The organism is Streptomyces sp. NPDC045956 (genome assembly GCF_056430705.1).
On record NZ_JBWKKZ010000014.1, the window covers coordinates 175029 to 194932 of the forward strand.

18 protein-coding genes are annotated in these 19904 nt (G+C 72.7%); 13 read left to right on the top strand and 5 right to left on the bottom strand.

The genetic code is table 11. From position 1 onward, the window contains the following. Positions 1-152: 152 nt before the first annotated feature. Positions 153-1571 carry a type III PLP-dependent enzyme domain-containing protein gene (locus AC07FV_RS31065; protein ID WP_479090852.1) on the bottom strand — a complete coding sequence of 473 codons (1419 nt, stop codon included), beginning with the start codon at positions 1569-1571 and terminating at the stop codon, positions 153-155. A 205-nt stretch (positions 1572-1776) separates the two neighbouring features. Between AC07FV_RS31065 and hutU the strand changes: the two genes are divergently transcribed. The 5 genes from hutU to AC07FV_RS31090 are packed head-to-tail and all read left to right on the top strand — an operon-like array spanning position 1777 to position 7703. Beyond that, positions 1777-3567, top strand: coding sequence for a urocanate hydratase (gene hutU, locus AC07FV_RS31070; RefSeq protein WP_479090853.1), 1791 nt, complete (start codon positions 1777-1779; stop codon positions 3565-3567). Further along, positions 3564-4781 carry an allantoate amidohydrolase gene (locus AC07FV_RS31075; protein ID WP_479090855.1) on the top strand — a complete coding sequence of 406 codons (1218 nt, stop codon included), beginning with the start codon at positions 3564-3566 and terminating at the stop codon, positions 4779-4781. Before hutU ends, AC07FV_RS31075 begins: the two co-directional genes overlap by 4 nt. Beyond that, complete coding sequence (locus AC07FV_RS31080) at positions 4778-6127, top strand: formimidoylglutamate deiminase (protein ID WP_479090856.1); 1350 nt, start codon at positions 4778-4780, stop codon at positions 6125-6127. Before AC07FV_RS31075 ends, AC07FV_RS31080 begins: the two co-directional genes overlap by 4 nt. Positions 6128-6168: 41 nt before the next feature. Beyond that, entirely contained in the window at positions 6169-7344 is a 1176-nt protein-coding gene (gene hutI / locus AC07FV_RS31085; RefSeq protein WP_479090857.1) for an imidazolonepropionase, read from the top strand. A gap of 41 nt (positions 7345-7385) precedes the next feature. Further along, complete coding sequence (locus AC07FV_RS31090; protein WP_479090916.1) at positions 7386-7703, top strand: hypothetical protein; 318 nt, start codon at positions 7386-7388, stop codon at positions 7701-7703. Between the two features lie 121 nt (positions 7704-7824). On the opposite strand, the gene AC07FV_RS31095 is transcribed toward AC07FV_RS31090, so the two are convergent. Then, positions 7825-8751, bottom strand: coding sequence for an RNA polymerase sigma factor SigF (locus AC07FV_RS31095; RefSeq protein ID WP_479090858.1), 927 nt, complete (start codon positions 8749-8751; stop codon positions 7825-7827). A 241-nt stretch (positions 8752-8992) separates the two neighbouring features. Between AC07FV_RS31095 and AC07FV_RS31100 the strand changes: the two genes are divergently transcribed. Beyond that, positions 8993-9370, top strand: a complete 378-nt coding sequence (locus AC07FV_RS31100) for an STAS domain-containing protein (RefSeq protein ID WP_055417279.1) — start codon at positions 8993-8995, stop codon at positions 9368-9370. A gap of 179 nt (positions 9371-9549) precedes the next feature. Next, positions 9550-10173, top strand: coding sequence for an ATP-binding protein (locus tag AC07FV_RS31105; RefSeq protein ID WP_479090860.1), 624 nt, complete (start codon positions 9550-9552; stop codon positions 10171-10173). A gap of 516 nt (positions 10174-10689) precedes the next feature. Here AC07FV_RS31105 and AC07FV_RS31110 read toward each other — a convergent pair. Beyond that, positions 10690-12186, bottom strand: coding sequence for an MFS transporter (locus AC07FV_RS31110; protein ID WP_391971114.1), 1497 nt, complete (start codon positions 12184-12186; stop codon positions 10690-10692). A gap of 528 nt (positions 12187-12714) precedes the next feature. Between AC07FV_RS31110 and AC07FV_RS31115 the strand changes: the two genes are divergently transcribed. Then, entirely contained in the window at positions 12715-13392 is a 678-nt protein-coding gene (locus AC07FV_RS31115; protein ID WP_479090862.1) for a response regulator transcription factor, read from the top strand. Between the two features lie 47 nt (positions 13393-13439). Continuing rightward, complete coding sequence (locus AC07FV_RS31120) at positions 13440-14714, top strand: ATP-binding protein (protein ID WP_383647842.1); 1275 nt, start codon at positions 13440-13442, stop codon at positions 14712-14714. Between the two features lie 63 nt (positions 14715-14777). On the opposite strand, the gene AC07FV_RS31125 is transcribed toward AC07FV_RS31120, so the two are convergent. Continuing rightward, a complete protein-coding gene (locus AC07FV_RS31125; protein ID WP_479090864.1) occupies positions 14778-15347 on the bottom strand; it encodes a GtrA family protein in 570 nt (189 codons plus the stop codon). A gap of 165 nt (positions 15348-15512) precedes the next feature. Between AC07FV_RS31125 and AC07FV_RS31130 the strand changes: the two genes are divergently transcribed. The 3 genes from AC07FV_RS31130 to AC07FV_RS31140 are packed head-to-tail and all read left to right on the top strand — an operon-like array spanning position 15513 to position 18375. Next, positions 15513-16652, top strand: coding sequence for a 5-(carboxyamino)imidazole ribonucleotide synthase (locus tag AC07FV_RS31130; protein WP_384698548.1), 1140 nt, complete (start codon positions 15513-15515; stop codon positions 16650-16652). Then, entirely contained in the window at positions 16649-17191 is a 543-nt protein-coding gene (gene purE, locus AC07FV_RS31135) for a 5-(carboxyamino)imidazole ribonucleotide mutase (protein WP_356608798.1), read from the top strand. Before AC07FV_RS31130 ends, purE begins: the two co-directional genes overlap by 4 nt. Before the next feature lie 5 nt (positions 17192-17196). Next, positions 17197-18375 carry a dipeptidase gene (locus AC07FV_RS31140; protein WP_479090866.1) on the top strand — a complete coding sequence of 393 codons (1179 nt, stop codon included), beginning with the start codon at positions 17197-17199 and terminating at the stop codon, positions 18373-18375. On the opposite strand, the gene AC07FV_RS31145 is transcribed toward AC07FV_RS31140, so the two are convergent. Beyond that, positions 18324-19466, bottom strand: coding sequence for an alkene reductase (locus AC07FV_RS31145; RefSeq protein ID WP_479090868.1), 1143 nt, complete (start codon positions 19464-19466; stop codon positions 18324-18326). The genes AC07FV_RS31140 and AC07FV_RS31145 overlap by 52 nt on opposite strands. A gap of 73 nt (positions 19467-19539) precedes the next feature. On the opposite strand from AC07FV_RS31145, the gene AC07FV_RS31150 reads away from it, so the two are divergent. After that, entirely contained in the window at positions 19540-19896 is a 357-nt protein-coding gene (locus AC07FV_RS31150; protein ID WP_479090870.1) for a MerR family transcriptional regulator, read from the top strand. Positions 19897-19904 lie beyond the last annotated feature (8 nt).

A 19904-nucleotide genomic window follows, 5' to 3' on the forward strand; every position in this document is an offset into this window, starting at 1 on the left:
TGGTGGGTGTGCCCCCCCCCCCCCCCCCCCCCCCCCCCCCCCCTTCCTCCCCCCCCCCCCCCCCCCCCCCCCCCCCCGCCCCCGACGGTCACCCGGCCGCCGTGCGCGGCCCCGAACCACGCCCGGCCGCTGCCGTGGGGGCCCGCGGCCGTCTACGAGCCGTCGGAACCCCTGCCGCCGGCCAGGTCCGTGAGCGCGGCGGCGTGCTTGCCTCCCGCCTCGGCGACGATCTCGTCGACCGTCTGCGCCTCCCGGACGGTCGCGAAGGCGACTCCCCCGTCCGCGCGCCGCACGAAGCCGTGGACCGCGGGACGGGCGAGCGAGTTGTACGCGTAGTGGTGCGCGAAGTAGTACGCCCCCGTGTCCAGCGCCGCCGCGTAGTCTCCCTGCTCCAGCCGCGGCAGGGCGCGCCCGACCGCCAGCAGGTCGCCCGCGAAGCACGCCGGACCCGCCACGTCCTGCACCACGTCCGGCCCCTGCTTCGGCAGCCCCTTGCCGTCGTACGCGGCGATCCGCAGCGGCCACGCCCCCGGCGCGTACACCGTCCGCGTCGCGACCTGCACGCCCGCGTGCGTCACCGCGACCGGCCGCCCCCCGGCGCTCTTGGCGTACTCCACCCGCGCCACGACGGTGCCGTGCTCGGCCAGCAGGGACCGCCCGAACTCGGTCACCAGCCCGTACCGTCCGTCGAACAGCCCCGGCACCGCCTCGCGCAGCACGCGCGCGTAGTCCGCGTAGGTCGGTGTCGTCTCGTCGGACGCGAAGTTCACCGGCAGGCCGCCGCCGATGTCGAGCGTGTCCACCTGCCGGCGTCCGGCCCGCTCGTTGATCTCCTCGGCGAGCGCGTACGTCTCCGCGACACCCTCGGCCATCAGCGAGAGCGGGATGCCCTGGGACCCCGTGTGCGCGTGCAGCCGGGTCAGCCACGGCCTGTCCAGATACGCCCGCACCACCCACTCGCGCGCCCCCTCGTCGCGCAGCGCCACCCCGAACTTGGAGGTGGCCGTCGCCGTCGACAGGGCCTCGATGGAGCCCCCGCCGATCTGCGGGTTGACCCGGATGCCGAGCGGTGAGGCGCTCGTCCCCCCGGCCACCAGCGCGTCGATGCGCTCCAGCTCCTGCGGGTTGTCCGCGTTGACGGCGACGCCCAGCGCGAGCGCCTCCCGCAGCTCGCCCGGCGTCTTGGCCGGGGAGTCCAGCACCGTCCGCTCCGGCGGCACCCCCGCCGCCCGCGCCAGCGCCAGCTCACCCGGGCTCGCGACCTCCGCGCCGATGCCCTCCCCGTGCAGCAGCCGCACCACCGGGACCAGCGGGGACGCCTTCACCGCGAAGGCGTGCAGCACGGGCGTCCCCGGCGCCGTCACCGCCTCGAACGCCGCCCGCAGCGCCGCCGCCGACTCCCGGATCCCGGTGACGTCCAGCAGCCCGACGATCGGCGTCCCGGGTCCGAGCAGGCCCTGTTCCACGGCCGCCCGCACCGCCTCGTCCCGCCGGGCCGCCCGCTCCGTGCCGTTGCCGCCGAGGTCACCGTTGCCGCCGGGGCCACCGCCCGTGCCCGTGCCGTCGCTCACGCGATCCTCCGTCTCTCACCGTCCGTCCGTGCGCGCCCCTGCCTGTCAGCGCGCACCCCTGGCTGCCTGCCCACGCCATCAAGCCAAACACCCGGGGCGCCCCCGCGCCGGGACACGGGACGTATTGACTAGTCCTATTCACGTGGCGAGGATATGAATAACAGCAGCAACAATCCGCCGGGACCAAGCCACCAGGAGGCAGACCATGTCCGGACCCCGCCCGCCCGTCTCCCACGGCCACCCTCAACCGAGGCCCTCCGGGCCGCCCCCTGGTGGTGTCCGAGCGCCGCGCGGGACCACCCCGAGCGCCCTGGGCTGGCAGCAGGAGGCCGCCCTGCGGATGCTGCAGAACAACCTCGACCCCGAGGTCGCCGAGCACCCCGACAAGCTCGTCGTCTACGGCGGGACGGGCAAGGCGGCCCGGGACTGGCGGTCCTTCGACGCGATGGTCCGCACGCTGGAGACCCTCAAGCAGGACGAGACGATGCTCGTCCAGTCGGGCCGCCCGGTCGGCGTCATGCAGACCCACGAGTGGGCCCCGCGCGTCCTCATCGCCAACTCCAACCTCGTCGGCGACTGGGCCACCTGGGAGGAGTTCCGCCGCCTGGAAGCCCTCGGCCTGACCATGTACGGGCAGATGACGGCCGGTTCCTGGATCTACATCGGCACCCAGGGCATCCTCCAGGGCACCTACGAGACCTTCGCCGCCGTCGCCGCCAAGAAGTTCGGCGGGACCCTCGCCGGGACCATCACCCTCACCGCCGGTCTCGGCGGCATGGGCGGTGCCCAGCCCCTCGCCGTCACCATGAACGACGGCGTCGCGATCTGCGTCGACTGCGACCCCCGCGCCATCGACCGCCGCATCGAGCACCGCTACCTCGACGTGAAGGCCGACTCCCTCGACCATGCCCTCCAGCTGGCCACCGAGGCCCGGGACCGGCGCAGGCCGCTGTCCATCGGCGTCCTCGGCAACGCCGCCGAGCTGGTGCCGCAGCTGCTCGCCATGGGCGCCCCCATCGACATCGTGACCGACCAGACCTCGGCCCACGACCCGCTCGCCTACCTGCCCACCGGGATCGCCTTCGAGGACATGGCCGACGCCGCCCTCAAGGACCCGGCCGGCTTCACCACCCGCGCCCGCGAGTCCATGGCCCGGCACGTCGAGGCGATGGTCGGCTTCCAGGACGCCGGCGCCGAGGTCTTCGACTACGGCAACTCCATCCGCGGCGAGGCCCGGCTCGCCGGGTACGACCGGGCGTTCGCCTTCCCCGGCTTCGTCCCCGCCTACATCCGCCCCCTCTTCTGCGAGGGCAAGGGCCCCTTCCGCTGGGCGGCCCTGTCCGGCGAGGCCTCCGACATCGCCAAGACCGACCGGGCGATCCTCGACCTCTTCCCGGAGAACGAGTCCCTGGCCCGCTGGATCAAGCTGGCCGGCGAGCGCGTCCACTTCCAGGGCCTGCCCGCCCGCATCTGCTGGCTCGGCTACGGGGAGCGGGACAAGGCCGGCGAGCGGTTCAACGACATGGTCGCGAGCGGTGAACTGGCCGCGCCCGTCGTCATCGGCCGCGACCACCTGGACTGCGGCTCCGTCGCCTCCCCGTACCGCGAGACCGAGGCCATGCTCGACGGCTCCGACGCCATCGCCGACTGGCCGCTGCTCAACGCCATGGTCAACGTGGCCTCCGGTGCCTCCTGGGTCTCCCTCCACCACGGCGGCGGCGTCGGCATGGGCCGCTCGATCCACGCCGGGCAGGTCACGGTCGCCGACGGCACCGCGCTGGCCGGCGAGAAGATCCGCCGGGTCCTCACCAACGACCCCGGCATGGGCGTCATCCGGCACGTCGACGCCGGGTACGACATCGCCGAGTCGGTCGCCGGGGAGCGGGGCGTGCGGGTGCCGATGCGCGAGGGCGACGGGGCCGGCGCGGGTGACGGGCCCCGCGGGGGCGACGAGGTCCGCGGGAGCGACGAGGCGCGCGAGGGTGACGGCGCGTGAGCTTCCACAGCATGTGGGCGGAGCTGCTGCCGATCGGCCGCGACTCCGCCTCCGGCGGCTACCGACGCTTCGCCTGGACCGGCGCCGACGCCGACTGCCGGGCCTGGTTCCGGGAGCAGGCCGAGGCCCGCGGGCTGACCTACGAGACCGACCGCAACGGCAACCAGTGGGCCTGGTACGGCGACCCCACCGCCCGGAACGCCGTGGTCACCGGCTCCCACCTGGACTCCGTGCCCGACGGCGGCGCCTTCGACGGGCCCCTCGGGGTGGTGTCCGCCTTCGCCGCCCTGGACGAACTGCGCGCCAGGGGAGCCCACCCCACCAGGCCGCTCGGCATCGTCAACTTCGGCGACGAGGAGGGCGCCCGCTTCGGCCTCGCCTGCGTCGGCTCCCGGCTCACCGCGGGCGCCCTCACCGTCGAGCAGGCCCACCGCCTGACCGACGGGGACGGCATCACCCTCCCGCGGGCCATGGAGGCCGCCGGCCACGACCCGGACACCCTCGGCCCCGACCCCGAGCGCCTCTCCCGTATCGGCGCCTTCGTCGAACTCCACGTCGAACAGGGCCGTGCCCTCGGCCTGTCCGGCGACCGGATCGGCATCGCGTCCGCCATCTGGCCGCACGGCCGCTGGCGGTTCGACTTCCGGGGCGAGGCCAACCACGCCGGCACCACCCGGCTCGCCGACCGGCGCGACCCCATGCTGAGCTACGCCGAGACCGTCCTCGCCGCCCGCCGCGAGGCCGAACTGGCGGGCGCCGTCGCCACCTTCGGCAAGATCGCCGTCGAGCCCAACGGCGTCAACGCCGTCCCGTCCCTCGTCCGCGGCTGGCTCGACTCCCGCGCCGCCGACCAGGAGAGCCTGGACGCCGTGGTCACCGGCATCGAGAAGGCCGCCCGCGAGCACGCCGCGGCCCAGGGCGCCGAACTGGACGTGGTCCGCGAGTCCTTCACCCCCGTCGTCGAGTTCGACCACGCCCTGCGCGACGAACTGGCCCGAATCCTCGGTACCGACACGGACCTGCGGGTGCCCGTCCTCGGCACCGGCGCCGGACACGACGCCGGAATCCTCTCCGGGCGCGTCCCGACCGCCATGCTGTTCGTACGCAACCCCACCGGCGTCTCGCACTCCCCGGCCGAGTACGCCGCCGAGGACGACTGCGTGGCCGGGGTGACCGCACTCGCCGACGTACTGGAAGGGCTGGCCTGCACGTGAGGACCACCGAGCGGACCCGGACGTACTGGCTGGAACACGCCTGGCTCGGCACCCACGTCGAGCCGGGTATCGCCCTGGACGTGCGCGACGGCCGCGTCACCGCCGTCCGCACCGGCACCCCCGCCCCGCCGCCCGGAGCCGAGATCCTGCGCGGGCTGACCCTGCCCGGACTCGCCAACGCCCACAGCCACGCCTTCCACCGCGCCCTGCGCGGCACCGTCCAGGTCGGCTCCGGCACCTTCTGGACCTGGCGCGAGGTCATGTACTCCGTCGCCGACCGGCTGACCCCCGAGACGTACCACGACCTCGCCCGCGCGGTGTACGCCGAGATGGCCCTGGCCGGCATCACCGCCGTCGGCGAGTTCCACTACGTCCACCACGCCCCCGGCGGCACCCCCTACGCCGACCCCAACGCGATGGGCGAGGCGCTGATCGAGGCCGCCGCCGAAGCAGGCATCCGCATCACCCTCCTCGACACCTGCTACCTGTCCTCCGGCTTCGGCCGGGCCCCCGACGCCCACCAGCGCCGCTTCTCGGACGGGACGGCCCAGGCCTGGGCGGAACGCTCTTCACTTCTCAAGGAACGGGATCACGCGCGGATCGGTGCCGCCGTCCACTCCGTACGGGCCGTGCCCGCCGACCAGTTGGCGACCGTGGCCCACTGGGCCGAGCAGCGGCGGGCCCCGCTGCACGTGCACCTGTCCGAGCAGACCGCCGAGAACGACGCCTGCCACGCCGCCCACGGCCGCACCCCCACCCGGCTCCTCGCCGACCACGGCGTGCTCGGCCCGCGCACCACCGGCGTCCACAACACCCACCTCACCGACGAGGACATCGCCCTGCTCGGCGACAGCCGCACCGGCACCTGCATGTGCCCCACCACGGAACGGGACCTCGCCGACGGCATCGGACCGGCGGCCGCCCTCCAGCGGGCGGGCTCCCCGCTCTCCCTCGGCTCCGACAGCCACGCCGTCGTCGACCTGCTGGAGGAGGCCCGCGCCATGGAGCTGAACGAGCGCCTGCGCACCCGCACCCGCGGTCACTGGACCGCCGCCGCCCTGCTGCGCGCCGCCGGCGCCGACGGGCACGCGGCCCTCGGCTGGGACGACGTGGGCACCCTCGAGACCGGGGCCCGGGCCGACCTGACGACCCTCGCCCTCGACTCGGTCAGAACAGCGGGGCCGCTGCCCGGGCTCGGCGCCGAGACGGCCGTATTCGCCGCGACGGCAGCGGACGTGCGGCACACCGTCGTGGGCGGGCGGCACGTCGTGCGCGACGGGGCGCACACCCTCGTACCCGATGTGCCCGGGGCCCTCGCGCGGGCCGTCGCCGCCCTGCACGCGTAGCAACCGCCCGCCCCAGCACCCGCAAGGACGCCACGGACACCATGAGCAGCAGCACCGTCATCACCAACATCGCCGCACTCGTCACCAACGACCCCTCCCTCGGTGACCGCTCCCCCCTCGGACTGGTCCGGGACGCGGCCGTCGTCATCGACGGCGACCGCGTCGCGTGGACCGGTGAATCAAGCAAAGCACCCGCCACTGACAACCGGGTCGACGCCGGAGGCCGGGCCGTCCTCCCCGGCTTCGTCGACTCCCACTCCCACCTCCTCTTCGCGGGCGACCGCACCGAGGAGTTCAACGCCCGCATGTCCGGCCGCCCCTACAGCGCCGGCGGCATCCGCACCACCGTCGCCGCCACCCGCGCCGCGAGCGACGCGGAACTGGAGGCGGGCCTCGTCCGCCACCTCGACGAGGCCCTGCGCCAGGGCACCACCACCTTCGAGACCAAGTCCGGCTACGGCCTGACCACCGCCGACGAGGCCCGCGCCCTGCGCGTCGCCGCCCGCCACACCGACGAGGTCACCTTTCTCGGCGCCCACATCGTCGCCCCCGAACACGCCGACGACCCGGCGGCCTACGTCGACCTCGTCACCGGCGAGATGCTCGACGCCTGCGCTCCGCACGCCCGCTGGATCGACGTCTTCTGCGAGCAGGGCGCCTTCGACGGCGACCAGGCCCGGGCCGTCCTCACCGCGGGCCGGGCCAAGGGCCTGCACCCGCGGATCCACGCCAACCAGCTCTCCTACGGCCCGGGCGTGCAACTGGCCGTCGAACTCGACGCCGCCAGCGCCGACCACTGCACCCACCTCACCGACGCCGACGTGGACGCCCTGGCGAGCGGCCGCACGGTCGCCACCCTGCTCCCCGGTGCCGAGTTCTCCACCCGCGCCCAGTGGCCCGACGCCCGGCGCCTGCTCGACGCGGGCGCCACGGTCGCGCTCTCCACCGACTGCAACCCGGGCTCGTCCTTCACGTCCTCCGTGCCCTTCTGCATCGCGCTCGCGGTACGGGACATGGGGATGACGCCGGACGAGGCGGTCTGGTCGGCCACCGCGGGCGGCGCCGCGGCCCTCAGGCGCGACGACATCGGCCGCCTCACCCCGGGCGCGTACGCCGACCTGACCCTCCTCGACGCCCCCAGCCACGTCCACCTGGCCTACCGGCCGGGCGTGCCCCTGGTCGCGGGGGTGTGGCGCCGAGGGCTGCGTAGGGTGTGAGCGCACACGACGGCACCGGCGGGAAGCGGGGGACGGGACGGATGGTCAGGCGCTGGTGGGCCCCGTTCCTGGTGAACCTGCTGCTCGGCGTCCCGGCCGTGGTGCCGATCTGGCTCGTCTGGTACCTGCTGGCCAACTGGCCGCTGGCCGAACTCGGATGGACCGTGCGCGAGCCGACCGAGAACGACGGCATGGCGCTGTGGCTGGTGATCGTGGTCCCGGTGGTCGCGGTGTCCGGCCTGATCTGGTGGCTGGCCAACGAACCCCTGCGGCGCAGGACGGCGCTCGCCCCGCGCTCCTTCTGGCTGCTGTGCGGCCTGGTCCCGTTCCTGCCCACGGCCGCGCTGATCGCCCTCTGAAGCGGCCGGCGGCCCGCCCGGAACGGCCCGGAGCACGCCTGCGGAGCGCCCCGGACAGCCCGAAGGGGGGCGGCCCGACGTCGGACCACCCCCCTGGAGGGCAAGCGTCACCCGGCGAGGATCAGTCCTCGGCCGTGAGCCCCTTGCGCAGCCGTACGAGCGTCCGCGACAGCAGGCGCGAGACGTGCATCTGGGAGATGCCGAGTTCCTCGCCGATCTCCGACTGGGTCATGCCCGCGACGAAGCGGAGGGAGAGGATCTTCCGGTCCCTGGAGGGGAGTTCGGCGATCAGCGGCTTCAGCGACTCGACGTACTCGATGCCCTCGAGCCCGTTGTCCTCGTAGCCGATGCGGTCGGCCAGCGCGCCCTCCGCGTCGTCCTCCTCCGGCTGGGCGTCCAGCGAGGAGGCGGTGTAGGCGTTGGAGGCGGCCATGCCCTCCAGGACCTCGTCCCGGGACAGGCCGAGGTGCTCGGCCAGTTCGCCCACCGTGGGGGCGCGGTCGAGCCGCTGGGCCAGCTCGTCGCCGGCCTTGGCCAGGTCGAGCCGCAGCTCCTGCAACCGGCGCGGGACGCGCACGGACCAGGAGGTGTCGCGGAAGAAGCGCTTGATCTCGCCGATGATGGTCGGCATCGCGAACGTGGGGAACTCCACACCGCGCGACAGTTCGAAGCGGTCGATCGCCTTGATCAGGCCGATCGTGCCGACCTGGATGATGTCCTCCATCGGCTCGCTGCGCGAGCGGAAGCGGGAGGCGGCGAACTTGACCAGCGCGAGGTTCAGTTCGACGAGGGTGTTGCGTACGTACGCGAACTCGTGGGTGCCTTCCTCCAGCGACTCCAGCCGCTCGAAGAGGGTCCTGGACAGGGCCCGGGCGTCCGCCGGAGCCACCTCGTCGTATGCCGGGATGTCCGGAAGCCCGGCCAGTGCGCCGTCGTGTCCGACGGCCACGTCGTGCTGCTCGATGGGATCCAGATGTTCCGGAAGGAGTGTCGACGTCGCTTCTTGGGTACGCGATCCGTCGAGCCGGGGTGACATGATGTCCTCCATCGTTCTCGGCATACGGCTGCCGAAGCCAAATACGTGCACTGCGGTGTGCGGCGCCTCCAAAGCCGGCCGTGTCGGGTTACGTGTTCCTACTAGGCCTACCGGGTTTACCGAGCCAACCGCAAGTGTGTTCTGTGCATGTATGTCCGTTTGTGCGCGGTTGTTCGGGTGTCGGAGTGCGCGGGGAAGGCGTAGTGTTCGAGGGCGTCAGCAAGCAGTCACGACCTCGGGAGAGAGAAACGGCATGGACCGCGGGACGGTCGGCAGTGCCCAGTCGGGCCGGCTTCTGGTGGAAGTACGGGAAGAGGGCCCCAGTGCCGTCGTGACACCGGCGGGTGAGTTGGACCACCACACCGCCGATCTGTTGCGCGAGCCGCTGGAGGACTGTCTCGCCAAGGGATTCAACCGCCTTGTCGTGGATTGTTCGCGTCTGGAGTTCTGCGACTCCACAGGGCTCAACGTCCTGCTCGGCGCGCGGTTGAAGGCGGAGGCCGCGGGGGGCGGTGTGCATCTGGTGGCCATGCAGCCCGTAGTGGCTCGCGTGTTCGAGATCACGGGGGCCGAAGCGGTCTTCACCCTCCACGACACGCTCGAGGCCGCCCTGGCCGACGAGTCCGACTGAGCCCGCCCCGGCCCGGCCGACGGGTTCCGTGCGCTCCCTGGGACGGGCGTTTTCACTCCGTCCCGTGTTTCGTGGCCGATACAGGGGTGTTCGGACGGTCCGGTCGGGCAGGAGACATTCCAGACCGACTGTGTACGACTTTGAAACATGAACTGGTGAATCGGTGAGGTGAAGCGCTGATGAGCACCACCCGGCCCTACTCGCCGGGCGACCGCGGTCCGGAGCCCAGCGGCGCTTCCGGGGGCTCCGAGGGGGGCGGTGTGTCCGGGACCGGGGAGTCCGACGAAGGAGTGTCCGCGGGGCGGGCCGCCGCGATCGGGGCGTCCGCGTCCCCATCGCCCGCGCAGGCCGTGACCGCGCCCGAGAGTGCCGTCGCGCGTGCGGAGAACGGTGGGCGGCAGGTTCGCAGACTGAGCTTCGACGACCAGAGCGGGGTCGTCCCGCTCGCCCGTGACTTCACCCGCCAGGCGCTGTACGCCTGGGGCTGGTTGCCCTCGTCCACCGCGGATCAGCGGGCCGCCGCCGAGGACGTCCTCCTCGTGGTGTCCGAGCTGGTCACCAACGCCTGTCTGCACGCGGAGGGGCCCGACGAGCTGTCGATCACCTGCGAGAAGAAGGTGATCCGGCTGGAGGTCTCCGACCGCGGCACGGGACAGCCGGCGCCGCGCACCCCGCATCGCGCAGGGCGGCCCGGTGGACACGGCATGTTCATCGTGGAGCGGCTGTGCCTGGACTGGGGCGTGGTCCGCACGCCGGGAGTCGCGGGCAAGCGGGTCTGGGCGGAACTGGGAGCACCGGCGTAGGGACCGGCGCCTGCCGCCGTTCCCTCACCACGCCGCGGAGCCGCCGGGCGCTCCGCCTCGGCCTCCACCCCTCGCCGTCGGCCGTCGGCCGTCACCCGGCGGCCCGTCACCGCCCTCACCCTCGCTCCTGCGTTCCCTCGCCCGTGCCCGCCGCAGCGGCCCCCTCCCGACCTCGACCGGGACGCGGGGCCTTCGTGCGTCTGTCGACTGCGCTCGCCTACGGACGCCTACGAGCGCCTGCGGACGCCTGCGCTCGCTTACGGACGCCTACGAGCGCCTGCGCTCGCCTGCGGCCCCCGCTGGCCGCCCCAGGCTCGGGACGAATGCCAACGCCTGCCCCCGACGGCCCACGCGGGGCCTATGAGGGCCCGCCGAGGCCACGGACCCGCCCCACGCCCCCGCCAACGGCTTCGCGGGCGGTGCGGGGCGCCCCGCTGCCCGGCGCCCGTCCCCGAACACGCCGAAGGGGTCACCGCGTCCAGCCGGACGCGGTGACCCCTTCCTCGCGGGCGGGTCTCAGCGGACGTCGCCCATGAGTTCCTTGACGCGCTTGCGGTACATCCAGATCGCCAGACCGGCGACCACGGCGAGCGTGGCTTCCGCCGCCACGATGCCCGTCTTGTTCAGGTCGACGCCGGCGATGGAGAGCAGACCGGTCGTGGCGTCACCGGCGGTGACGGCCAGGAACCAGACGCCCATCATCTGCGAGGCGTACTTCACCGGCGCCATCTTCGTGGTGACCGACAGTCCGACCGGGGAGAGCATCAGCTCACCGCAGGTCTGGACGAAGTAGATCGCCACCAGCCACATCGCGGCGGCCTTGTGGCCACCGTCGGCGATGGCCAGCGGGGCCAGGAAGAGGAAGAAGGACAGGCCGACCAGGACGAGGCCGAACGAGAACTTCACGATGGTGCTCGGTTCCTTGCCGCGCCGGGCGAGCGCCAGCCACAGCGTGGCGAAGACCGGGGCGAGGGCCATGATGATGACCGGGTTCACCGACTGGAACCAGGAGACCGGGAAGTCCCAGCCGAGCACGCTGGTGTTGGTGGAGGAGTCGGCGAAGATCGCCAGGGTCGAGCCGCCCTGGTCGTAGATCATCCAGAAGACGGCCGCGGCCACGAAGAACCAGATGTACGCGGACATCTTCGACTGCTCGGCGCGGTCCAGCGACCTGTCGCGCTTGATGCGGGTCAGCACCAGCACCGGGATGATCACGCCGAGCAGGGTCAGCGGGACCAGGATCCAGTTCAGGGTGTAGTTCCCGGAGAAGCCGACGATCGCGTAGAAGACGACGGCGAGCGCGGCCCAGAACGCGGCCTTGCGCAGCGTCGAGGTCTTCTCCGCCGCCGACAGCGGCTTCGGGACCACGCTGGAGTGCGGCGCCAGGTTGCGGCTGCCGATCAGGAACTGGATCACGCCGAGGCCCATGCCGACCGCGGCGAGCGCGAAGCCCAGGTGCCAGTTGACGTTCTCGCCGATGGTGCCGATGATCAGCGGCGCCGCGAAGGCACCGAGGTTGATGCCCATGTAGAAGACGGTGAAGCCACCGTCGCGGCGCGGGTCGTCGGGGCCGTCGTAGAGCTGGCCGACCATCGTGGAGATGTTGGCCTTCAGCAGGCCCGAGCCGATGGCGACCAGGCCGAGGCCGGCGAAGAACGTGCCCGAGGAGGGCAGGGCCAGCGTCAGGTGGCCCAGCATGATGATGCCGCCGGCGACGGCGACGGTCTTGCGGGGTCCCCAGACACGGTCGCCGAACCAGCCGCCCGGCATCGTGAGCAAGTACACCAGCGAGAGGTACACCGAGTAGATCGCGGTCGCGGTGCCGGCGTTCATGCCGAGACCGCCGGGGGCCACCAGGTACAGCGGGAGCAGAGCCCTCATGCCGTAGTAGGAGAAACGCTCCCACATCTCGGTCATGAAGAGAGTGGCCAGTCCGCGGGGGTGGCCGAAGAAGGTCTTCTCGGAACCGGGGGTGCCCGGTGTGACCGAGTCCTTCGTCAGGCTGGACGCCATGGTCGATCCTTGCTGGTCGGGACGCGCTCATGAGGCGATGCGCGCCCGGTGGGGGGCGGCCGGCACCGGCGGCCTTCACCCGTCCACCCCACGCCAGAGGGATTCCGCCCCGGATCACGGAGCGACGGACGGCGACCACCGGGATCCACGCCTCTGCGCGCGTCACTGCACGCGGTGAGGCCCGGCCACAGGTCATTCCTTTCAAGGTCGGCCGTGGGGGCCGACCCGCACACAAAAGGGACCTTCAGCGTCGAACAGTCGCCAAAGGCCGATGGGTGCTACAGGCGCTGATTCACCATACGGCAGGACACCGCCCGGTATGGAAGGACTTGAGACCGGGATCACAGGTGAGAGCGGAACCATGAACGATCATTCGAAGGTCCTTTCCAGGATGACACCCCGCAGCCGCAGGTACGCGCCGGGGGTCGGCGGGGCCCTCGGCGCCGGGGCGCCCGGCTTGTCCGTAGGTAAGAGACCGCGGGTGCGATCACGCCCCGGGCGCTGCTCCGAGCGGACTACCATCAGCTCATGACCCGTGTACTGCTCGCCGAGGACGACGCGTCCATCTCGGAGCCGCTGGCCCGCGCACTGCGCCGGGAAGGGTACGAGGTCGAGGTGCGTGAGGACGGACCCACCGCACTCGACGCCGGGCTGCAGGGAGGCGTCGACCTGGTCGTGCTGGACCTGGGCCTGCCGGGCATGGACGGGCTGGAGGTCGCCCGGCGGCTGCGGTCCGAGGGCCACGCCGTGCCGATCCTGATCCTGACCGCGCGCGCCGACGAGGTGGACACCGTCGTCGGTCTGGACGCGGGCGCCGACGACTACGTCACCAAGCCCTTCCGCCTCGCCGAACTGCTCGCCCGGGTCCGCGCCCTGCTGCGGCGCGGGTCCGTCGAGCCGCCGCAGCCGCCCGCCACGCACGGCGTGCGCATCGACGTCGAGTCGCACCGGGCCTGGATGGGCGACGAGGAGCTCCAGCTCACCGCCAAGGAGTTCGACCTGCTGCGGGTGCTGGTGCGCGACGCCGGCCGGGTCGTCACCCGCGACCAGCTGATGCGCGAGGTCTGGGACACCACCTGGTGGTCCTCCACCAAGACGCTCGACATGCACATCTCCTGGCTGCGCAAGAAGCTGGGGGACGACGCGGCGAACCCGCGCTACATCGCCACCGTGCGCGGTGTGGGTTTCCGCTTCGAGAAGAACTGAGAACGAGTGGGGCCGACTGCCCGCAGGGCCTGCCCGGGTAAGAGGACATGCGCCGCCGACTGATCCAGTCCACGCTCGCCGTGGTGCTCGTCGTGATCGCCGTGTTCGGCGTCTCCCTCGTGATCGTGGAGACCCGCACGATCAGCAGCACCGCCCAGGAACGCGTCGACCTGGAGGCCGTGCGGCTGGCCAGCATCGTGGACAGCCGGCTGCTCGGCACCGGGACGGTCGACGCGGCGTTCCTGCGCGAGCAGGTCGCGGACGCCCGGTACGCCGAGATCCGCATCCCCGGCCGCACGGTCATCGAGGTGGGCAGCCGGCCGACCGGTGAGGTCATCCGAGGCAGGGCCACCGGCGAGGAGGGCGAGACGGTGCTCGTCGAGGAGCCCAGCTCCTCGGTGACCCGCGAGATCGGCCGGACGCTGCTGATCATCGGCCTGGTGGCGCTGCTCGCGGTGGTCGCGGCGGTCCTGCTGGCGATCCGGCAGGCCAACCGCCTCGCCTCCCCGCTCACCGACCTCGCCGAGACCGCCGAACGCCTCGGCTCCGGCGACCCGCGCCCCCGCCACAAGCGCTACGGCGTCCCCGAGCTGGACCGGGTCGCGGACGTGCTGGACTCATCCGCCGAGCGCATCGCCCGGATGCTCACCGCCGAGCGCCGCCTGGCCGCCGACGCCTCCCACCAGCTGCGCACCCCGCTGACCGCGCTGTCCATGCGGCTGGAGGAGATCACCCTCACCGACGAGCCGGAGACGGTGAAGGAGGAGGCGACGATCGCGTTGTCGCAGGTGGAGCGGCTGACGGACGTGGTGGACCGGCTGCTGACGAACTCCCGCGACCCGCGCAGCGGCTCGGCCGTCACCTTCGAGCTGGACGACGTCATCCAGCAGCAGATCGCCGAGTGGCGGCCCGCCTACCGCAGCGAGGGCCGGGCGATCGTCAGCTCCGGCAAGCGGCACCTGACGGCCGTCGGCACCCCGGGGGCGGTGGCGCAGGTGCTGGCCGCGCTGATCGAGAACAGCCTGATGCACGGCGGCGGCACGGTGGCCCTGCGGACCCGGGTGACCGGCAACCAGGCGGTGGTCGAGGTCACCGACGAGGGGGCCGGTGTCCCGGCCGACCTGGGGGCACGGATCTTCGAGCGGACCATCAGCGGGCGCAACTCGACGGGCATCGGCCTGGCCGTGGCCCGGGACCTGGCGGAGGCGGACGGTGGCCGGCTGGAGCTGCTCCAGGGCCGCCCCCCGGTGTTCGGCCTCTTCCTGTCCCGTACGCCGCCGTCGAAGCAGGGCTCCGGCGACGCGGACGGGACCGTGCGCTGACCGCTCCGCGTCCGCGTCCGTGTCCGCGTGCGCGCCGCGTCGGCCCGAGGCGGCCCGGACGGGTCAGCGGCGGGCGGCCGGGGTGCCGTCGGGGGTGGGCACCGCCGTGGGGTTCTCGTGCTCCAGGAAGGTCTCCGCCCGCGTCACCGGCCGCCGGGCCGGCAGCGCGCGGAAGACCCAGCTGCGGTACGACCAGAAGCGGAAGAGCGTGCCGATGCCGATGCCGAGGAACTTGAAGATGTTGCTCTGCAACGGGCTGTCCCAGCCGAAGCCGTACGTCGCCGTGTAGAGCACGCCGTTCTCGATCACCAGTCCGATCGCGCTGAAGACCAGGAACAGCGTCATCTCGCGCGTCCGGTGGCTCTTGTCGCGGTCCCGGTAGGTGAAGTAGCGGAAGCCCAGGTAGTTGAAGACGATCGCGACGATCGTGGCGACGATGCTGGCCCGCACCACCTGGAGGTCGGTCACGTGCCGCACGAAGTTGAAGACGAGCAGGTTGACCAGCACCCCCGCGCCGCCCACCGCGCCGAACTTCACGACCTCCCGGACCAGCCGGTCGATCCGCCCCCGCACCGCGCCCCGGGGTGCCGGGGGAGCAGGGGGCGTATGAGCACCCGAGGAACCATGTCCCATGGTCGTGCAGGCCCCCGTCCGTGGGTCGGCGTCAATCCGTTCATGCTAACCACCCGGACGCGCGATCTTCCTGCGGACGGACGCGGGGCGCCGGGAACGGGCGCCGGGACCGCCCGGAAACGGCCGGTAAACAGGTGGGCTCCGCGCGGCCGATACGCTAGGGGTGTGACGTTCCCCGTAGTCGGCATGGTCGGCGGTGGCCAGCTCGCTCGTATGACACACGAGTCGGGCATCCCGCTGGGCATCAGGTTCAAGCTCCTCAGTGACACCCCTCAGGACTCTGCGGCGCAGGTCGTGAACGAAGTCGTCATCGGCGACTATCGCGACCTGGACACGCTGCGCGAGTTCGCGCGCGGCTGTGACGTGATCACCTTCGATCACGAACACGTGCCGACCGAGCACCTCAAGGCCCTGGAGGCGGACGGCATCCCTGTCCGCCCCGGCCCCGAGGCGCTCGTGCACGCCCAGGACAAGGGCGTGATGCGCGCGAAGCTCGTCGCGATCGGCGTGCCCTGCCCACGGCACCGGATCGTGAGCGATCCGGCCGACGTGGGCGCCTTCGCGGGCGAGGGCGACGGGTTCCCCGTGGTCCTCAAGACGGTCCGCGGCGGGTACGACGGCAAGGGCGTGTGGGTGGTGGACTCCGTCGAGGAGGCCGCCGAGCCGTTCCGCGCGGGCGTGCCCGTGCTCGCGGAGGAGAAGGTCGACTTCGTCCGAGAGCTGGCCGCCAACGTGGTCCGCTCCCCGCACGGCCAGGCGGTGGCCTACCCCGTCGTCGAGTCCCGCCAGGTGAACGGCGTCTGCGACACGGTGATCGCCCCCGCCCCCGACCTGGACGAGGGCCTCGCCCTGCGGGCCGAGGAGATGGCGCTCAGCATCGCCAAGGAACTCGGCGTCGTCGGCCACCTCGCCGTCGAGCTGTTCCAGACCCGCGACGGCCGCATCCTCGTCAACGAGCTGGCGATGCGCCCGCACAACTCCGGCCACTGGACCATGGACGGCGCGATCACCTCGCAGTTCGCCAACCACGTCCGCGCCGTCCTCGACCTGCCGCTGGGCGACCCGCGCCCGCGCGCCCCGTGGACGGTCATGGTCAACGTCCTCGGCGGCGACTACCCCGACATGTACTCCGCGTACCTGCACTGCATGGCCCGCGACCCGCAGCTCAAGATCCACATGTACGGCAAGGACGTGAAGCCCGGCCGCAAGGTGGGCCACGTCAACACCTACGGCGACGACCTGGACGACGTGCTGGAGCGCGCCCGTCACGCTGCCGGCTACCTGAGAGGGACGATCACCGAATGAGCCAGGCCAGCCCGGTCAGCCCGGTCGTGGGCATCGTCATGGGGTCGGACTCCGACTGGCCCGTCATGGAGGCCGCCGCCAAGGCGCTCGACGAGTTCGAGGTCCCCTACGAGGTCGACGTCGTCTCCGCGCACCGCATGCCGCACGAGATGATCGCGTACGGCGAGCAGGCGGCCGGGCGCGGCCTGAAGGCGATCATCGCCGGGGCCGGTGGCGCCGCCCACCTGCCGGGCATGCTCGCCTCCGTCACCCCGCTGCCCGTCATCGGCGTGCCGGTGCCGCTGAAGTACCTGGACGGCATGGACAGCCTGCTCTCCATCGTGCAGATGCCGGCCGGCGTCCCCGTCGCCACCGTCTCGGTGGGCGGCGCGCGCAACGCCGGGCTGCTGGCCGCCCGCATGCTCGCCGCGCACGACGAGGAGTTGCAGGGCCGCATGCGCGAGTTCCAGCAGGAGCTGAACGACCAGGCCACCGAGAAGGGCAGGCGGCTGCGGAACAAGGTCGGGGGCCCGGCCGCGGGCTTCGGCTTCGGGAAGTGACGCGGATGACCTCGCTGGAGCCGGCCCGCGCACTGCTGCGCGAGTTCCCCGTCGTGGACGGCCACAACGACCTGCCCTGGGCGCTGCGCGAGCAGGTGCGCTACGACCTCGACGCCCGGGACATCGCCACCGACCAGTCCGCCCACCTGCACACCGACCTGGCCCGGCTGCGGGCCGGCGGCGTCGGCGCGCAGTACTGGTCGGTGTACGTCCGCTCGGACCTGCCCGGCGCGGTCACCGCGACGCTGGAGCAGATCGACTGCGTACGCCGGCTGATCGACCGCCACCCCGGGGAGCTGCGGGCCGCGCTGACCGCCGCCGACATGGAGGCCGCGCGGACCGAGGGCCGGATCGCGTCGCTGATGGGCGCCGAGGGCGGCCACTCCATCGACGACTCGCTCGCCACGCTCCGCGCGCTGTACGCGCTCGGCGTGCGCTACATGACGCTCACGCACAACGACAACATCGCGTGGGCCGACTCCGCGACCGACGAGCCCTCCGTCGGCGGCCTGTCGGCCTTCGGCCGCGAGGTCGTGCGGGAGATGAACCGCGAGGGCATGCTGGTCGACCTCTCGCACGTCGCCGCCACCACCATGCGGGACGCGCTGGACACCTCCACCGCGCCGGTGATCTTCTCGCACTCCTCCGCGCGGGCCGTCTGCGACCATCCGCGCAACATCCCGGACGACGTCCTGGAGCGGCTGCCGGCCAACGGCGGCATGGCGATGGTGACGTTCGTGCCGAAGTTCGTGCTCCAGGCGGCCGTGGACTGGACGGTCGCCGCCGACGAGAACATGCGCGCGCACGGATTCCACCACCTGGACAGCGGCCCCGAGGCGATGAAGGTCCACCGCGCCTTCGAGGAGCGCACCCCGCGCCCCGTCGCCACCGTGTCGACGGTCGCCGACCACCTCGACCACATGCGCGAGGTGGCCGGGGTCGACCACCTCGGCATCGGCGGCGACTACGACGGCACCCCGTTCACGCCCGACGGCCTCGGCGACGTCTCCGGCTACCCGAACCTGATCGCCGAGCTGCTCGACCGCGGCTGGTCCCGGGCCGACCTGGCCAAGCTGACCTGGAAGAACGCGGTACGGGTGCTGGGCGCGGCGGAGGACGTGGCCCGGGGGCTTCAGGCCACCCGGGGGCCGTCCAACGCGTCGCTGGAGGAGCTGGACGGCTGAGCCGTCCCCTCGGGGAGGGCGGGGTAGTCGGTGTAGCCGGTCGCCCCGCCCACGTACATGAGGTACGGGTCCCGTACCGGGTTCAGCGGTGCGCCGAGCCGCAGCCGCCGCACCAGGTCGGGGTTGGCGAGGAACGGCCGGCCCAGGGCGATGAGGTCGGCGCCCGCCTCCAGCAGCCGTGCGGAGGCGCGGTGCACGGAGTCCGCAGAGGGCGCCTTGTCCAGGACCGGGTTGGCGATCAGCACGCCGGGCCATCCGGCGCGCACGCTCCGGAACACCGGGGCGTGCGGGTCGGCGTACGCCAGGTGCAGGTACGCGAGCCCGAGGCCGCCGAGCCGCTCGGCCAGGGCCGGGTAGATCTCCTCGGTCCCGCCCTCCGTGATGCCGTTGACCGTGTTGCCGGGGGAGACCCGCAGCCCCACCCGTTCGGCGCCGATCTCGGCGGCCACGGCCTCGGTCACCTCGGCCGTGAACCGGATCCGCCCGGCGAGCGAACCGCCGTAGCCGTCGGTGCGGCGGTTGGTGTTGGCCGCCAGGAACTGGTGCAGCAGGTGGCCGTTGGCGGAGTGCACCTCGACGCCCTCGAACCCGGCGTCGAGCGCGTTGCGGGCGGCCCGTGCGAAGTCGGAGACGGTGGCGCGGACGTCCTCCTCGCTCATCTCCCTCGGGACGACCGAGGGCCGGTGCCCCTCCGGTGTGAAGATCGTCTCGGGCAGGGGGACCGGCGAGGGCGCGACCGGTGTGAGTCCGCTGGTCGCGGGGTGGCCGACCCGGCCGCCGTGCTGGAGCTGGAGGAACATCCGTCCGCCCGCCCGACTGACCGCGTCGGTCACCTGCCGCCAGCCCGCCACGTGCCGTGCGCTGTGGACGGCGGTGATGTTCGGGTACGTCTGCCCGACCGCGTTGGGCGTCGCCGCCTCCGCGATGATCAGCCCGGCGGAGGCACGCTGGGCGTAGTAGGTGGCCATCAGCGGGGTCGGCGTGCCGTCGGCCTCGGCGCGGTTGCGGGTGAGGGGGGCCATCACCAGACGGTTGGGGAGGGCGAGCGGGCCGAGGGACGCGGGGGCGAAGAGGTCGGTCGAGTTCGTCATGCCCGTACGCTAGAACCTGACACTGATGTCAGAATCAAGGTCCGGTGGGCGATGCGGGGGAAGGGACGTACACATGCGGATCGGTGAACTCGCCCGGCGCACGGGTGTCAGCGAGCGCTCGCTTCGGTACTACGGGCAGCAGGGGCTGCTCACGGCCGAGCGTACGGCCGGCGGGCACCGTGAGTACACGGAGGCCGCGGTCGACCGGGTCATCCGGATCCAGGAGCTGTACGCGGCCGGGCTGTGCAGTGACAAGATCGCTCAGCTCCTGCCCTGCATGCGGGACGGGGACGGGGGCCCGTCGGCCGCGGCCTCGCCGAAGCTGGTCGCCGACCTCACCGCCGAGCGCGCCCGCATCGACCGGATGATCGCGGACCTGCGCCGCTCCCGGGACACCCTGGACGAGGTGATCGAGGCGGCCCGGGGCTGAGCCGTGCC